Source organism: Streptomyces sp. NPDC001135 (assembly GCF_053598395.1).
Genome location: NZ_JBSFKD010000063.1, coordinates 14,408 through 29,673, shown reverse-complemented (window position 1 = coordinate 29,673; position 15,266 = coordinate 14,408). Strand labels below are relative to the sequence as shown.

Sequence of the window (15,266 nt, the reverse complement as noted above, 5' to 3'; positions counted from 1 at the left end):
GCTCGTACGTGTACCGGGACGTCGGCGGGACGTACAAGAATGTGTTCAAGGCGGAGGACTCGCCGGTCTTCTCGGAGATCGACGGCACCGAGCTGCTGTTTCACGAGAGCGGTGGCGGTCATGGTGCTGCCGCTCAGCCCTGGTAGGCCTTGGCCGCCGCGGCTTCCAGCTTCGCCGCGGTGCCCTTCGGGTCGGACGGGTCGCGCAGGAAGTCCTGCAGCAGCTTCCACTCGCCGGCCCCCTTGGTGCCGCCGAAGGCCGCCGGTGCCTGGTCGGACATGTCGAAGCGGACCGAATCACCGGCTCCGACCAGGGACTTGGCGGTGGCGCGGGTGACGTCGTCGCTGTAGGAGGCGGGGTCGAGCTTCTTGTTCGGGGACAGGAAGCCGCCCGCCTTCGCCCAGACGGCCGCCGCCTCGGGGGTGGCCAGGTACTCCAGGAGCTTCATGCCGGCCTTGGCGTTCTTGCCGTCCTTGAGGACGACGGCCGCGTCACCGCCGCTGACCACCGGTGCCGTGCCGCCGTCGACCGCGGGGAAGGGGAAGAAGTCCGCGTCCTTGCCGATGGTCTTGCCGAACTGGTCGTGCGCGACGCCGGCGACGAAGTCGCCCTCGAAGACCATGCCGGCCTCGGGCTTGGGCCCGAACACCTTCTCCACCGAGCTCGGGAAGTCGGTGTTCAGGGCCTCCTTCTGGCCGCCTGCGACGAGCTGCTTGTCCTTGAACAGCTTGCCGAGCGTGGTGAGCGCCTTGACGACGGACGGGTCGGTCCACTTCAGCTTGTGCGCGGCGAGGGCGTCGTACTTCTCGGGTCCGGCCTGGGAGAGGTAGACGTTCTCGAACCAGTCGGTGAGGGTCCAGCCGTCCTCACCGCCGACGGCGAAGGCGGCGAGGCCGGAGTCGGAGACCGTGTGGCCGGCCTTCAGCATCGCGTCGTACGTCTTCGGCGGCTTGACCCCGGCCTGGGTGAGGGCGTCGGGGCTGTACCAGACGGTCGACTTGTGGGCGGCCTTGAAGTAGAGGCCGTACAGGGTGCCGTCGACGCTGCCGTACTTCTTCCACACGGGCGCGTAGTCGGCGGTGACCGTCTGCTGCGTGGTCGGCGACAGCGGCTTGAGCCAGCCCTTCTTCGCGAACTGGTCGAGGACGCCGACCTGCGGGACCATCACGACGTCGGGCGCGTTGCCGCCCTCGATCTTGCTGCCGACGACGGTGGAGACGTTGTCGCCGGTGGAGACGAACTGCGTCTTGGCGCCGGTCTTCGCGGTGAAGGCGTCCAGCACCTTCTGGAAGTTCTTCTGTTCGCTGCCGGTCCAGACGCCGGCCACGGTGACCGTCTGGCCACTGAGGGCCTTGTCGCCGCCGCCCGCGGAGACCGGTCCGCCGCCGCAGGCGGTGGCACCGAGGGCCAGGGCCAGCGCGGTGCAGCTGGTGAGCAGGGTGGTACGTCGTCGCATCATCGTTGATGTCCCTTCAGGGGATGGGAGGTGACGGATCGGGGTCAGAGGTCGCTCAGCCACCAGGCCGCGGTGGCGCCGGGCAGCACGCCGGCCGGGCAGGGGCCGCTGGAGAGCAGGGGGGTGCCGGAGACAGGGGCGGGGGCGGGGGCCGTACCGAAGTTGACGGCGCAGACCAGGCCGTCGCCGCGGGCGAAGGCGAGGACGCCGGGCGGGCTGTCCAGCCAGTGCAGTGTGCCCTCGCCCAGTTGCGGCAGTGACGACCGCAGTTGGAGGCCGTCGCGGTACAGGTGCCAGAAGGAGCGGGTGTCGGCGAGGGCGCGGTCGGTGGCGTACTCGGCGAAGTAGTCGGGCTGTGGCAGCCAGGGCTTGGCGCCCTCCACGCCGGAGGTGAAGCCGAACGGGGAGGCCTGTCCGGACCAGGGCAGCGGCACCCGGCAGCCGTCGCGGATCCGGGCGCGGCTGCCGGTGCGGCGGAAGATCGGGTCGGTGAGGACGTCGTCGGGCAGGTCGACGACCTCGGGCAGGCCCAGCTCCTCGCCCTGGTAGATGTACGCGGCTCCGGGCAGCGCCAGCATCAGCAGCGCGGCGGCGCGGGCGCGGGCGGCGCCGAGGCCGCTGCCCTCGGGGGCGGGTTCGCCGTAGCGGGTGACGGTGCGGACCTGGTCGTGGTTGTTGAGGACCCAGGTGACGGTCGAGCCCGTGCCGGCGATGTCCTGCATGGCCTCGGAGATGACCTTGCGGAAGGCGTCCGCGTCCCAGGGGGCGCCGAGCAGGTCGAAGAAGAAGGCCTGGTGGAGTTCGTCCGGGCGGACGTACAGGGCGTGTTCGCGGGCGGTGGGGACGGAGACCTCGCCGACGAGGAGGCGTTCACGGCCGTCGCGGGCGGTGTACTCCTCGCACACGGCGCGCCACCAGCGCCACACCTCGTGCACCTCGGGCTGGTTCCAGGCGAGCGGGTTGACCGAGTCGCGGGTGCGGGCGTCGGCCTCCGGGTCGTCGGAGTCGGGCAGTTCGGGGTGCTTGTACAGCCCGGCCGCCACATCGATGCGGAAGCCGTCGACACCCCGGTCCAGCCAGAAGCGCAGGACACGGTCGAACTCGGCGGCGACCTCGGGGTCGCGCCAATTCCAGTCGGGCTGCTCGGGCGTGAACATGTGCAGGTACCACTGGCCGTCGCCGACCCTGCTCCAGGCGGGGCCGCCGAACATGGCGTGCCAGTTGTTGGGCGGCTCGCTGCCGTCCGGGCCGCGCCCGTCGGCGAAGTGGAAGCGGGCGCGGGCCTGGCTGCCGGGGGCGCTGTCCAGGGCCTCGCGGAACCACGGGTGCTCGCTGGAGCAGTGGTTGGGGACGATGTCGAGCAGCACCTTGATGCCGAGCCGCCGGGCCGCCGCCATCAGCAGGTCGAACTCGGCGAGGTCGCCGAAGAGCGGGTCGACGTCGCAGTAGTCGGCCACGTCATAGCCGTGGTCGTGCTGCGGCGAGGGGTAGAAGGGGCTCAGCCAGATGCCGTCGACACCGAGCTTCTTCAGATACGGCAGCCCCGCGCGGACCCCGGCCAGATCGCCGATGCCGTCGCCGGTGCTGTCCAGGAAGCTGCGGACGTACACCTGGTAGATGACGGCGTCGCGCCACCAGTGGTGCTTACTCAACATGCATGCATGTTAGGTAGGCGTATCGCGAAGGTGTCAATGAAAAGAACTTTGATTACTGCCAAGTTTGGGTAGCAAATACGGACTTACTGGGGCATCCGAACGACAGATGAGATGTCGGCGTTACTTAACAAGTAACTAGCGGCTGGAGACGGCCGCCAACTCCCGGGCCAGTCGGCGCACCGCCGCGGCAGGCGTCTCGTGCCCCGCCAGGGCGTCCTGCACGACCGCCTGGACCACCAGGCTGACCTGGTCGTAGTGCGCGCTCTTGGGGCGCGGGGCGGCGGTGAGCACGGCGGTGCGCAGGGTCGGCAGATAGGGGAACCGCCGTACCAGCGTGGGATCTTCGTAGAGCGCGGCCCGTACGGGCGGCAGCGCACCCCGGATGAGCACCTGGCGCTGGACGGGCGCACTGGTGAGGTAGGCGATCAGGCGCGCGGCCGAATCGGGGTGCCGGGTGTGGGAGTTGACGGCGAGGTTCGAGCCGCCGAGCACACTCGTCCCCGGCCCGTCGGGTCCGGGGATCGGTACGGCGCCGATCCTGCCGGCGACCCTGGAACCCTTGGCGGAGGCGACGGCGTAGGCGTAGGGCCAGTTGCGCAGGAAGAGCAGCCTGCCGTCCTGGAAGGCCTGTTTGGACTCCTCCTCCTTGTACGTCAGCGCCGCCCTGGGTATCCAGCCCTCACGGATGCCGCGGGCGAGGAAGCCGATGCCCTCGCGGGCGGCGGCCGAGTCGACGGTGACCCGGGTACCCTCGTCACCGAGGATCGTGCCGCCCGCCGAGTACACGGCCTCGGCCGCGTTCACGGTGAGTCCCTCATAGGGCAGGAACTGGCCCGCGTAGCCGCCGAGTCCGTACTTCGGCGCGATCGTCCTCGCGTCGTGCTCCAGCTCGGCCCAGGTGCGCGGCGGGGGCACGCCCTCCTTGGCGAGGATGTCCTTGCGATACAGGAGGAGTCCGGCATTCGTGACGTACGGGACGGCGTACAGCCGTCCGTCGTAGGTGGCCGTGTCCACGACCGGCGGCAGGAAGCTCTTCAGCGGGAAGCGGTCGCGCGGCAGTGGGCGGATCCAGCCGGCCGCCGCGAACTCCGAGGTCCAGTTGACGTCGATGTTCAGGACGTCGAAGCGGCCCCGGTCACCGCCGCGCAGGTCGGTGGCCATCTGCGCATGGGTCTCGTCGGCGGAGTCCGGCAGCTCGACGAGCGTGACCTTCTCGCCGGGGTGGGTGCGGTTCCAGCCCCGGAGCAGCGGGCCGAGATAGCCGGTGAGGTCGCCGGCGGTGGCCAGGGTGAGCGGGCCGCGGCCGTCTCCCGCGACCTCGTCGGCCTGCGCGCCGGAGGCGACGTACCCGGTCATGATCACGGCCAGAACGAGGAGGCCCCTACCGGCGGCGCGTATCCACCGCATAGGTTCCTCCCTGAACACGTACACACGGCTCCGGGCACCCTCGCCCGGGAGTCAGAGGCCATGTATACCTGTTAGGTATGGGCGATACTAGGGCCTGGAGCACATTGTGAGCAGACAGGAGGACAGCACGAGTGCGCCTGCCCCTCCTGGCCCTCCTCGCCCGTGGTCCGGCCCACGGTTACGAGCTGAAGCAAGACCTTGAGCAACTGCTGGGCTCCGCGTACCCTCAGCCGAACGTCGGCCAGATCTACGTCACCCTCGGCCGCCTCGAGAAGTCGGGACTGATCGAGGGCGAGGACGTCGAGCAGTCCAGCCGGCCCAACAAGAAGGTCTACCACCTCACCGACGCCGGGCGCGAGGCGCTGCACGCCTGGTTCGAGGAGACCGAGGACGAGCCTCGGGTGCGCGACGAGTTCTTCATGAAGCTCGCCGTCGCCCCGCAGACCGGTCTCGCCGACCAGATCGCCCTCATCAACAAGCAGCGGCGCCAGTACCTCACCACCATGCGCAACCTGTCGAAACTGGCCGCGGCCGAGAACCGGGACAACCGAATCGCCCACCTGCTCATCGAGGGCGCGATGCTGCATCTGCAGGCCGACCTCGACTGGCTGGAGCGGTGCCAGGAGGAACTGGAATGAGCGAGCACGCTGCTCCGGTGCCGCACGCCGAGGGCACCGCGGTGCTGCGCGCCGAGGCTCTGGTGAAGACCCACCACGGCGAGGGCGCGCCCGCGCATGCCGTGCGCGGAGTCGATCTGTCCGTGGCACGCGGCGAGTTCGTGGCGATCACCGGACCGTCCGGCGCCGGCAAGTCCACGCTGCTGCACCTGCTCGGCGGGCTGCAGCGGCCGGACGAGGGCAGCATCTGGCTCGACGGGCGGTGCACGGACTCCTTCAGCGAGGCGCGCTGGGCGGTGGAGCGCCGCAGGGCGATCGGGATCGTGTTCCAGTTCTTCAACCTGGTGTCGAACCTGTCGGTGGCCGACAACGTCGAGCTGCCCGCCCTGCTCGCCGGCGTCCCGCCGAAGAAGGCGCGCGCCGAACGGGAGGAGTTGCTGGCCGAGCTGGGGCTCGAGGGCAAGGACCGCAGCATGCCGGGCGAGCTGTCCGGCGGCGAACAGCAGCGGGTCGCGCTCGCCCGGGCCCTGGTCAACCATCCGCCGCTGCTGTTGGCCGACGAGCCCGCCGGAAGCCTGGACAGCAAGGGCACACGCGAGGTGATGCGGCTTCTGTCCCGCTTCCACGGGCGCGGGCAGAGCATCGTCCTGGTCACGCACGACGCCCGGCTGGCGAGCGCCGCCGACCGCGTGATCAGCTTCTTCGACGGCCGCATAGCCGACGACGCGCGCCTGGACGGCGCACCGCCGTCCCGGAAGTCGGGGATCTCGGGCGTGCTGGAGCTGAGGGACTGATGACCGCCCTGAAGGGGCGCGAGCCCGCGTCTGATGTGCGGCTACCGCCGGGTGGGCGCGCCCGGCCACGACGGCGCGGCACACGACCGACCGCGCACCGCGGCCCTCTCGGCCGCGTAGCCGTCGGCGGCGCGGCCAGTCGCCGCTGGGCGCACTCCGATCTGCGCAAACATCGTGGCGAGGCACTGTTCCTCGTGCTGGCCACGGCCGGCATCGTCGCCTCGCTGCTGCTGGCCACCGCCCTGTTCGGCTACGCGACCAACCCCTGGCAGCGGATCTTCACCCAGGCCCGCGGGGCACACGTGTGGATCCACACCGTCGCCTCCGCGGACACCCGCAAGCTCGCCCGGCTGGACGGCGTCGAGTCCGTCGCCGGCCCCTACCGCACCGAGTCCGCCACCGTCGCCGTACGCGGCAGCCGTGCCTCCGTGGAACTGCGCGGCGTCTCCGAGCGGCCCTCCGTCGGCCGGCCGCTGCTCACCGCCGGGCACTGGCTGGATCCGGCCGAACCGAACGGCGTGGTGCTGGAGAGCAGCCTGGCCCGGGCCCTGCTGGCCGAGCCGGGGGACACCCTCACGCTCCCCGGTACCGCCCGCACCCTGACCGTCGAGGGCATCGCGGACAGTGCCGAGCCGCGCTACAGCCCGGGAGAGCAGCCGGGCCTGGTCTGGGCGCCGCCGCCGGCCGTGCGCGCCCCCGCCGCCGGGGTGATCGGGCTGCGCCTCGCCGACCCCGGCGACACGGACTACGTCGTGCAGCGTGCCGTCACGGTGCTGGGCGCGGGCGCGGTCGGCGAGGTCTCCACCTGGCAGCAGGCGCGTGCCGCGGCCCAGGGCGACAACCGGCTGCTCGGTCAGGTGCTCGGCCTGTTCGGGCTGGGCGCGCTGGTCGCCGCGGGGTTCGCCGTGCACGGGGCGATCGCCACCCGCATCCGGGGGCACCTGCGGGACCTGTCGGTGCTGAAGGCGATCGGTTTCACACCCGGCCAGGTCGTCCGGGTCTTCCTGCTCCAGCACCTGGCGTACGCGCTGCTGGGTTCGGTGGCCGCCGCGGCGCTCACCGAGGCCCTGGGCAGCCGGATCCCCGGGCGGCTCGGCGACGCCGTGGGCGTGTGGCAAGGACTGCCGGGGCACACCGTGGCACTGTTCGTGGTGCCCGTGGGCGCGGTGCTGTTCATCGGCCTGACCACGGGGCTCGCGGCCTGGCGGGCCGGGAGGGTCCCGCCGGTTCCGGTGCCTCGCCCGGCCGCGCCGGCCGGTGGCGGGCTGACCGGGCCGGCCCGGCGGGCGCTCGGGCTGCGGCTGCCGGCCGCGCTGGTTCTCGGCTGCCACAAGGCGTGCGCGGGGCGCGGCCGGTCGCTGGCCACCGTGGCCCGGCTGACGCTGCCGCTGCTGCTGATCGTGGTCGCGCTCAGCGCCTGGACCACGATCGACCGCTTCCACAGCAGTCCGGAGCGCGTGGGCATGCCGACGGCCCTCACGGCCCGCTCCGACGGCGCCCTGGACCCCGTCACCGTACGGTCCCTGCTCACCGCCGATCGCCGGGTCACCGGCGCCTACCCCGGAGTCGAGGTCGCCGCGCTGGTCCCCGGCCAGACCGGCACCATCGCGCTGCGCGGCGTCGGCACCCGCACCGCGCCCTACCCCTACGCCCTCGCCGAGGGCCGGACCGCACGCGGACCGGACGAGGCGGTGGCCGGCCAGGGACTGCTGGACCTGCTGCACGCGCGAGTCGGTGACTGGGTACGGATGACGGTGGGCGACCGGCCGCAGATCCTGCACATCGTCGGCCGCAGCATCGAACCGCAGAACGCCGGCCGGGTCGTCACCACCTCCCTGGACACCCTCCGCGAGAACGACCCCGGGCTGACCCCCGCCTTCTACGAGCTGCGCCTGCGCCCCGGGGCCGACCCGCAGCGCGTGGCCGCCGCGCTGTCCGCGGCCGGCCGGGGCCACCTGGAGGTGCATCCCGTGGACAACCCCGCCGACGGGCTGTCCCCGCTGCGCGCCGTCGTCGCCGGGCTGATCGCCGTGCTGGCCCTGATCGGGCTGGTGGAGCTGCTCACCGCCATCGGCGGCAGTGTCCGTGAGAGCGAGCGGGACGTACTGGCGCTGAAGGCGATCGGCATGTCCCCGCGGCAGATCACCGCGATCACCGTCACGGCGACGAGCTGTACGGCCCTGGTCGCGGCGCTCGCCGGTACGGCGCTGGGGCTGCCGCTGGCCCGCCGGCTGATCGACGCCCAGGGCAGCTCCAGCGGTATCGGTGCCGGTATCGCCCAGTCCCCCTCACCCGTGCAGTTGCTCGCCCTGGGCGCGGCAGCCGTGCTCGGGGCGGCGGCGCTCGCCGCACTGCCCGCGACCCGCGCGGCACGCAGACGGCTCGCGGACACGCTCAGCGCCGTGGCCTGACGCAGGTCCGTGGCCTGACGGAGGGCAGGGAGTCGGTCACTGCCACTGCTCGGGGTGGGCCCGGATCTTGGCGAGCAGACCGGAGAAGGCGCCACCGTCGAACAGCACGGCGTTGTACTCGGCGGGGACGCGTACGTCGTTGATGTCGGCGGTCGGGGTGCCGGGGCCCTTGGGGGCCTGCGCTCCGCCCGCGTCCTCGTACGCCTTCTCCGACCGGGTCACGAACGAGCGGTACTTCATGGTCTTCACGGCCGAGTCGAAGTCCGGCCCGCGCAGTCCGGGGACCTGCCCGGCCAGCTTCAGGAGATACGCGTCGGTGAAGCCGTCGACGCTCTCGGCGGGCTGGTGGGCGTAGAGCACGTCGTGGTACTCGGCGAACCTGCCCTTGTCCAGCGCGGCCCGCAGGGCGTTGACCGCCTTCTCGGACCCGGAGCCGGTGAGCCGGCCGTCCAGGAAGGAGGCGAGGGTGTACTGGGTCTTCGTCTCCCGCCGGACGGTCGCCGCGCGCAGTTGCGGGGCGCCGCCGGTGGTCTCGAACTCCTTGCACACGGGGCACCGCGGGTCTTCGAACAGGTGCACGGTCACCGGGGCGGCCGGATCCCCGACCGTGATGGTCGTCCCGTCCTTCGCCAGCCGCTCCGGCACCTGCGACAGCCCGGAGTAGCCCGGCCGGGCCGGTCCCGTGGCCTCGGCCCTTCCCTTGGCCGCGGGCCCGCCGTCCTTGGACTCCGCCGGCTCGTGTCCGCTGCCGCAACCGACCGCCGACGCCCCGATGACGGCCGCCGCGACCGCCGCGGCGAACCCTCTGTGCACCATGCGTCTTCCTCCCCTGAAGATCACTCGAACCTTAAGGGATCAGCAAAGAGAACGCACAGAAAGGGTCGCCGCGACGTCTCGGACGACGGGTCGGACGACGGATCAGTGCGGGCCGGTCAGGCCCGGCCGCGCAGCTCCCGGTACGTCGCGACCAGCGCCTTGGTCGAGGCGTCGAGGCCTGGGACCTCGGCTCCCTCGGTGAGGGCCGGCTCGACCCGCTTGGCGAGGACCTTGCCCAGCTCCACGCCCCACTGGTCGAAGGAGTCGATGTTCCACACCGCACCCTGCACGAACACCTTGTGTTCGTACAGCGCGATCAGCTGGCCGAGAACGGACGGGGTGAGTTCCTTCGCCAGGATGGTCGTGGTCGGCCGGTTGCCCTCGAAGGTCTTGTGTGCGACCAGCTCCTCGGGGACGCCCTCCGCGCGGACCTCCCCGGCGGTCTTGCCGAAGGCGAGCGCCTGGGTCTGGGCGAAGAAGTTGGCCATCAACAGGTCGTGCTGCGCCTTCAGTTCACCGCTCAGCTCGGCCACCGGCTCGGCGAAGCCGATGAAGTCCGCCGGGATCAGCTTGGTGCCCTGGTGGATCAACTGGTAGTAGGCGTGCTGCCCGTTGGTGCCGGGGGTGCCCCAGACGACCGGCCCGGTCTGCCAGTCGACCTGCCTGCCGTCCCGCGCCACGTACTTGCCGTTGGACTCCATGTCCAGCTGCTGGAGGTAGGCGGTGAACTTCGACAGGTAGTGGCTGTAGGGCAGCACCGCGTGCGACTGGGCGTCGTGGAAGTTGCCGTACCAGATGCCCAGCAGGCCGAGGAGCAACGGGGCGTTGGCCTCGGCGGGCGCGGTGCGGAAGTGGTCGTCGATCAGCCGGAAGCCGTCCAGCATCTCCCGGAAGCGGTCGGGTCCGATGGCGATCATCAGGGACAGGCCGATCGCCGAGTCGTAGGAGTACCGGCCGCCGACCCAGTCCCAGAACTCGAACATGTTGGCCGTGTCGATGCCGAACTCGGCGACCTTCTCGGCGTTCGTGGACAGGGCGACGAAGTGCTTGGCCACCGCGCCGTCGTCACCGAGCGCGTCCAGCAGCCAGGTACGGGCGGAGGTGGCGTTGGTGATCGTCTCGATGGTGGTGAAGGTCTTCGAGGCGATGATGAACAGCGTCTCGGCCGCGTCCAGGTCACGGGTGGCCTCGTGCAGGTCGGCACCGTCCACGTTGGAGACGAAGCGGACCGTCAGGTCGCGGTCGGTGAAGCTGCGCAGCACCTCGTACGCCATCGCGGGGCCCAGGTCGGAGCCGCCGATCCCGATGTTGATCACGTTCTTGATGCGCTTGCCGGTGTGGCCGGTCCAGCTGCCGGAGCGGACGCGGTCGGCGAAGTCGCTCATCTTGTCGAGCACGGCGTGCACGGCCGGCACCACGTTCTGCCCGTCGACCTCGATCACCGCGTCGCGCGGGGCGCGCAGCGCGGTGTGCAGCACCGCGCGGTTCTCGGTGACGTTGATCTTCTCACCGCGGAACATGGCGTCCCGGAGGCCGAACACGTCCGTGGCGGCGGCCAGCTCGCGCAGCAGCCGCAGCGTCTCGTCGGTGACCAGGTGCTTCGAGTAGTCGAGATACAGATCGCCGACCTGGAGCGTGTATCCCGCACCGCGCCCGGGATCGGCGGCGAACAGCTCCCTGAGATGGGTGCCGGCCAGTTCCTCCCGGTGCTTGGCGAGAGCGGTCCATTCGGGCGTCTGGTTGAGCCTGGTACGGCCGTCTGCGTTCATTTCCGACTTCCGCCTTCTTTCGTGCCTGTCCAGCTGTTCCAACCTAATTGATCACCGCGCGGCACGAGCCGTCGTGACGCCGTCGTCCAGCGCAACAACAGGTACGTCCGGCTTGCGGGCCGGTATCAGCGCGGTGACGGACAGGACGAAGAAGACGGCCGTGAGCAGGGCCGGGGTGTTCCGCCCCCAGGCCGTGGCCACGGCGCCGCCGAGCAGGGCACCCAGCGGGGCCCCGGCGACGGCGAGGGTGCGGAAGGCGGAGCCGACCCGGCCGAGCATGTCGGCGGGGGTGCGCTGCTGCATCAGGGTCGTCGTGTTGACGTTCCACAGCATGCCCATGCAGCCGAAGACGGCGAGCGCGGCCACCGTGGCGGTCAGGCTGCGCACGGTGCCCATCACGACGAGCGCGCCGATCTGCACGGTGCCGGCGAGCAGGACGGTCCGCATGCCGCCGAGCGCGGCCGTGGTCCACCGGTTCAGCACGCCGCCGGTCAGACCGCCCACGGTGTACGCGGTAGCGGCCGCCGCGTACCCGGTCGTACCCGCGTCCAGCCAGCCGGTCACGAGGACCACCAGGGTGGCGATCAGGGCGCCCATGCCGATGTTGCACAGGGCCGTGGCGGCGCACAGCCCGCGCAGGGCCCGGTCGCTCCCCAGGGCGCGCAGCCCGGCGGCGATCTCCCGGCGCAGGGTGCTGCCCGCCGGTCTCACCGCGCGCTGGGACGCGTCGGTCCCAAGGGAGGCGACCAGCACGGCGGCCACGAGGAACGTGAGGGCGTCGGCCGCGAAGGGGACGGCCGCACCGGCGGCGATCAGCACCGGCACGACCGGTGCGCCCAGCAGACCACCGGCGATCCTCTGCCCCGTCATCAGCCGGGTGTGGGCACTGCCGAGCGCCTGCCGGTCCACCAGGGCAGGCAACAGGGCCGTGGCGGCGTTGTCGAACAGCGTCTGGAGCGTGGTCAGAGTGAAGGCCAGGGCGATGAGCAGGGCGATCGAGGCGTGGCCCAGGGCGACGGCCACCGCGAACGAACCCAGGAGCAGACCGCGTACGGCGTCCACGGTCCACATCGCGCGCCGCTGGTCCACCCGGTCGGCGACTGCTCCGCCGAGCAGCCCGAAGACGAGCCAGGGCAGGTAGCCGCAGGAGGCGATGAGCAGGGGCCGGTCGGTCAGCGAGGCCGCGAGCAGGGGCAGCGCGGCCGTGCGCAGTGCGTCACCGAAGCTGGACAGCACGGCGGCGCTCCACAGCCGCCCGAACCCTCCGCGCCACGCGGGCGCATGCCTCTCCCCCGTCCCGACCGACGTCACAACTCCCCCTCGCGGTTCTCGCCTTCACGAAAAACCGTAGAGGGTGCCACTGACAACGGGCCGGCCGCGCGGGCCAAGACGGCTCCGGCCAGGCACCTGGAGGTGCCCGGCCGGTGTCAAGTGTTAGATCTCGCCCCGCAGTTTGGCGAGCGCCTCGGCGAGGATCGCCTCGCCGTCCGCGTCGCTGCGCCGCTCCCGTACGTACGCGAGGTGCGTCTTGTACGGCTCGGTGCGGGGCGGGTCCGGCGGGTTGTCCCGGTCCTGGCCGGCCGGGAAGCCGCAGCGCGGGCAGTCCCAGGTGTCGGGAACCTGCGCGTCGCTGGCGAAGCTCGGCTGCGTCTCGTGCCCGTTGGAGCACCAGAAGGAGATGCGCAGACGCGGCGCGGACTCGCCGCGCTCGGCCTCGCCCATCGGCCCCGCCCCGACCCGGCTTCCACGGATCGCGTTGCCACTTGCCACGGTCGTAACTCCCTGCGTGATGGTGCCGCGAAGTGAGTCGGCGTTTCGCTTCGCTGCGAGCGCCTCAGTCTACGTAAGGCCCAACGCGCGTCCAGTGATTGGAGTTACAAGGTCCCCGCTCATAGACGCAAGCCCCATGATAGGCCGCGCTCAGGAGCGCGTACCGAACATGGGGCCTTACATACCGAATATGCGTGATATGTGTGCTGCGCGGGTGTCAGCTGTTCGTCTTCATCAGGATGCCGAGGACGATGATGCACGCGAACCACAGCACACCGATCACGATGGTGATCCGGTCCAGGTTGCGCTCGGCGACCGAGGAGCCGCCGACGGAGGACTGCATGCCGCCACCGAACATGTCGGAGAGGCCGCCGCCCTTCCCCTTGTGCATCAGCACCAGCAGCATCAGCAGCAGGCTGAAGACGATCAGGGCGATCGAGAACCCCAAAACCACGGCTGGACCAACTTCCTCGGATTCGGATGGACGACGGGGGCACAGCATCCCGGCTGTGCCCCCGCAAGGGTACGACGTATCGCCGCTACCGCCTACTCACCGCTCGTGTCACTGATCGCGGAAGCGCACGATCTTGACGAACTCGTCGGCGTCCAGCGAGGCACCGCCGACCAGGGCGCCGTCGATGTCGGCCTGCGCCATGATCTCGGCGACGTTGCCCGACTTCACGGAGCCGCCGTACTGGATGCGGACCTTGTCGGCCACGTCCTGGGAGTACAGCTCGGCGATCTTGGCCCGGATGGCGGCGCAGACCTCCTGGGCGTCCCCGGCGCCGCAGACCTTGCCGGTGCCGATGGCCCACACGGGCTCGTAGGCGATCACGACGGTCTCGGCCTGCTCGGCCGGGAGGTCCTTCAGACCGCCCTCGACCTGGGTGAGGGTGTGGGTGACGTGGTTGCCCGCCTCGCGGACGTCCAGCTCCTCGCCGACGCACAGGATCGGGGTCAGGCCGTGCTTGTAGGCGGCCTTGACCTTGGCGTTCACGAGCTCGTCGGTCTCGTTGTGGTACTGGCGGCGCTCGGAGTGGCCGATGACCACGTAGGTGCACTTCAGCTTGGCCAGCATCGGGCCGGAGATCTCACCGGTGTAGGCGCCGGAGTCGTGCTGCGAGATGTCCTGGGAGCCGTACTTGATCTTGAGCTTGTCGCCGTCGACCAGGGTCTGCACGGAGCGCAGGTCGGTGAAGGGCGGCAGGACGGCGACCTCGACGGCCTCGTAGTCCTTGTCGGCCAGGGCGAAGGCGAGCTTCTGGACGTGCGCGATGGCCTCGAGGTGGTTGAGGTTCATCTTCCAGTTGCCCGCCATGATCGGCGTGCGGCCAGAAGAAATCGATGCTGCCAAGGGTCAGTCCTCCAGTGCGGCGAGGCCGGGGAGCGTCTTGCCCTCGAGGTATTCGAGGGAGGCGCCGCCACCGGTCGAGATGTGGCCGAATGCGTTCTCGTCGAAGCCGAGCGTACGCACGGCCGCGGCGGAGTCACCGCCGCCGACGACGGTGAAGCCGTTCGAGTCGACGAGGGCCTGGGCGACCGCCTTGGTGCCCTCGGCGTAGTCGGGGTGCTCGAAGACGCCCATGGGACCGTTCCAGAACACGGTCTCGGCGTCGGCGAGCTTCGAGGCGTACAGCGCTCGGGTCTTGGGGCCGATGTCCAGGCCCTCCTGGTCGGCGGGGATCTTGTCCGCGTCGACCACGGTGTAGTCGGCCGGTGCCTTGGTCTTCAGGTCGGGGAACTCCCGGGAGACCAGGACGTCGACGGGGAGTACCAGCTCGACGCCCTGCTTCTCGGCGCGCTGCATGTACTCGGTGACGGCCGGGATCTGGTCCTCCTGCAGGAGGGAGATGCCGACCTCGTAACCCTTGGCCTTGAGGAAGGTGTAGGCCATGCCGCCGCCGATGAGCAGCCGGTCGGCCTTGCCGAGCAGCTGGTCGATGACGGCGAGCTTGTCGGAGACCTTGGCGCCGCCGAGCGCGACCACGTAGGGGCGCTTGACGTCCTCGGTGAGCTGCTTGAGGACGCCGACCTCGGTGGCGATGAGGTAGCCGGCGTAGTGCGGCAGCTTCTTCGCCAGGTCGTAGACCGAGGCGTGCCGCCGGTGCACGGCGCCGAAGCCGTCACCGACGTAGACGTCGGCGAGGGCGGCCAGCTGGTCGGCGAAGGCGCCGCGCTCGGCGTCGTCCTTGCTGGTCTCACCGGGGTTGAAGCGCAGGTTCTCCAGGACGGCGACGTGGCCGTCGACGAGACCCGCGACCGTGTCCTGGGCGGACCGGCCGACGGTGTCGGTCGCGAAGGCCACGGCGGAGCCGAGGAGTTCACCCAGGCGGGAGGCGGCCGGAGCGAGGGAGAAGGCGGGGTCCGGGGCACCCTTGGGGCGGCCCAGGTGCGAGGCGACGACCACCTTGGCGCCCGCGTCCGCGAGTGCCTTGACGGTGGGCAGGACGGCACGGATACGGCCGTCGTCGGTGATGGTGCTGCTTGCCAGCGGCACGTTGAGGTCGGCGCGGACGAAGACCCGCTTGCCGCTCACGCCGGCGGCGAGAAGTTCGTCGATCGTCTTCATTG

13 protein-coding genes are annotated in these 15,266 nt (G+C 70.9%); 3 read left to right on the top strand and 10 right to left on the bottom strand.

What is annotated here, in order from left to right; genetic code table 11:
* Positions 1-133: 133 nt before the first annotated feature.
* From ACWC94_RS41255 to ACWC94_RS41245, 3 genes are all read right to left on the bottom strand, one after another.
* Entirely contained in the window at positions 134-1,459 is a 1,326-nt protein-coding gene (locus ACWC94_RS41255) for an ABC transporter substrate-binding protein (RefSeq protein ID WP_450802787.1), read from the bottom strand.
* A gap of 41 nt (positions 1,460-1,500) precedes the next feature.
* Positions 1,501-3,111 (bottom strand): glycoside hydrolase family 13 protein, encoded by a 1,611-nt coding sequence (locus ACWC94_RS41250; protein WP_450802785.1) that lies wholly within the window; start codon positions 3,109-3,111, stop codon positions 1,501-1,503.
* Positions 3,112-3,246: 135 nt separating this feature from the next.
* A complete protein-coding gene (locus ACWC94_RS41245; RefSeq protein WP_450802783.1) occupies positions 3,247-4,518 on the bottom strand; it encodes an ABC transporter substrate-binding protein in 1,272 nt (423 codons plus the stop codon).
* 131 nt (positions 4,519-4,649) lie between these two features.
* On the opposite strand from ACWC94_RS41245, the gene ACWC94_RS41240 reads away from it, so the two are divergent.
* The 3 genes from ACWC94_RS41240 to ACWC94_RS41230 all read left to right on the top strand — a co-directional run bounded on the left by ACWC94_RS41240 (position 4,650) and on the right by ACWC94_RS41230 (position 8,340).
* The gene (locus ACWC94_RS41240) at positions 4,650-5,156 is read left to right on the top strand and encodes a PadR family transcriptional regulator (RefSeq protein WP_450802782.1); all 507 of its coding nucleotides are present in this window, start codon (positions 4,650-4,652) and stop codon (positions 5,154-5,156) included.
* A complete protein-coding gene (locus ACWC94_RS41235) occupies positions 5,153-5,929 on the top strand; it encodes an ABC transporter ATP-binding protein (protein ID WP_450802780.1) in 777 nt (258 codons plus the stop codon). Before ACWC94_RS41240 ends, ACWC94_RS41235 begins: the two co-directional genes overlap by 4 nt.
* Before the next feature lie 194 nt (positions 5,930-6,123).
* A complete protein-coding gene (locus ACWC94_RS41230; RefSeq protein WP_450802779.1) occupies positions 6,124-8,340 on the top strand; it encodes an ABC transporter permease in 2,217 nt (738 codons plus the stop codon).
* A 36-nt stretch (positions 8,341-8,376) separates the two neighbouring features.
* On the opposite strand, the gene ACWC94_RS41225 is transcribed toward ACWC94_RS41230, so the two are convergent.
* The 7 genes from ACWC94_RS41225 to ACWC94_RS41195 form a co-directional block, all read right to left on the bottom strand.
* A complete protein-coding gene (locus tag ACWC94_RS41225; protein WP_450802777.1) occupies positions 8,377-9,156 on the bottom strand; it encodes a DsbA family protein in 780 nt (259 codons plus the stop codon).
* Positions 9,157-9,272: 116 nt separating this feature from the next.
* On the bottom strand, positions 9,273-10,925 hold the full coding sequence (gene pgi / locus ACWC94_RS41220; protein ID WP_450802775.1) for a glucose-6-phosphate isomerase: 1,653 nt from the start codon (positions 10,923-10,925) through the stop codon (positions 9,273-9,275).
* A gap of 51 nt (positions 10,926-10,976) precedes the next feature.
* Positions 10,977-12,236, bottom strand: coding sequence for an MFS transporter (locus ACWC94_RS41215; protein ID WP_450802773.1), 1,260 nt, complete (start codon positions 12,234-12,236; stop codon positions 10,977-10,979).
* A 123-nt stretch (positions 12,237-12,359) separates the two neighbouring features.
* Positions 12,360-12,695: an RNA polymerase-binding protein RbpA gene (locus ACWC94_RS41210; RefSeq protein WP_003957010.1), complete on the bottom strand. Its 336-nt coding sequence runs from the start codon at positions 12,693-12,695 to the stop codon at positions 12,360-12,362.
* Positions 12,696-12,912: 217 nt separating this feature from the next.
* Positions 12,913-13,143 carry a preprotein translocase subunit SecG gene (gene secG / locus ACWC94_RS41205; RefSeq protein WP_067125821.1) on the bottom strand — a complete coding sequence of 77 codons (231 nt, stop codon included), beginning with the start codon at positions 13,141-13,143 and terminating at the stop codon, positions 12,913-12,915.
* 114 nt (positions 13,144-13,257) lie between these two features.
* Positions 13,258-14,013 carry a triose-phosphate isomerase gene (gene tpiA / locus ACWC94_RS41200; RefSeq protein WP_450802790.1) on the bottom strand — a complete coding sequence of 252 codons (756 nt, stop codon included), beginning with the start codon at positions 14,011-14,013 and terminating at the stop codon, positions 13,258-13,260.
* Between the two features lie 39 nt (positions 14,014-14,052).
* Complete coding sequence (locus ACWC94_RS41195; RefSeq protein WP_450802772.1) at positions 14,053-15,264, bottom strand: phosphoglycerate kinase; 1,212 nt, start codon at positions 15,262-15,264, stop codon at positions 14,053-14,055.
* Positions 15,265-15,266 lie beyond the last annotated feature (2 nt).

Excerpts from the sequence above, each read along its gene's own strand:
- ACWC94_RS41255 (WP_450802787.1), bottom strand. The coding sequence starts at position 1,459 with ATGATGCGACGACGTACCACCCTGCTCACCAGCTGCACCGCGCTGGCC.
- ACWC94_RS41250 (WP_450802785.1), bottom strand. The coding sequence starts at position 3,111 with ATGTTGAGTAAGCACCACTGGTGGCGCGACGCCGTCATCTACCAGGTG.
- ACWC94_RS41245 (WP_450802783.1), bottom strand. The coding sequence starts at position 4,518 with ATGCGGTGGATACGCGCCGCCGGTAGGGGCCTCCTCGTTCTGGCCGTG.
- ACWC94_RS41235 (WP_450802780.1), top strand. The coding sequence starts at position 5,153 with ATGAGCGAGCACGCTGCTCCGGTGCCGCACGCCGAGGGCACCGCGGTG.
- ACWC94_RS41225 (WP_450802777.1), bottom strand. The coding sequence starts at position 9,156 with ATGGTGCACAGAGGGTTCGCCGCGGCGGTCGCGGCGGCCGTCATCGGG.
- pgi (WP_450802775.1), bottom strand. The coding sequence starts at position 10,925 with ATGAACGCAGACGGCCGTACCAGGCTCAACCAGACGCCCGAATGGACC.
- tpiA (WP_450802790.1), bottom strand. The coding sequence starts at position 14,013 with ATGGCGGGCAACTGGAAGATGAACCTCAACCACCTCGAGGCCATCGCG.
- ACWC94_RS41195 (WP_450802772.1), bottom strand. The coding sequence starts at position 15,264 with ATGAAGACGATCGACGAACTTCTCGCCGCCGGCGTGAGCGGCAAGCGG.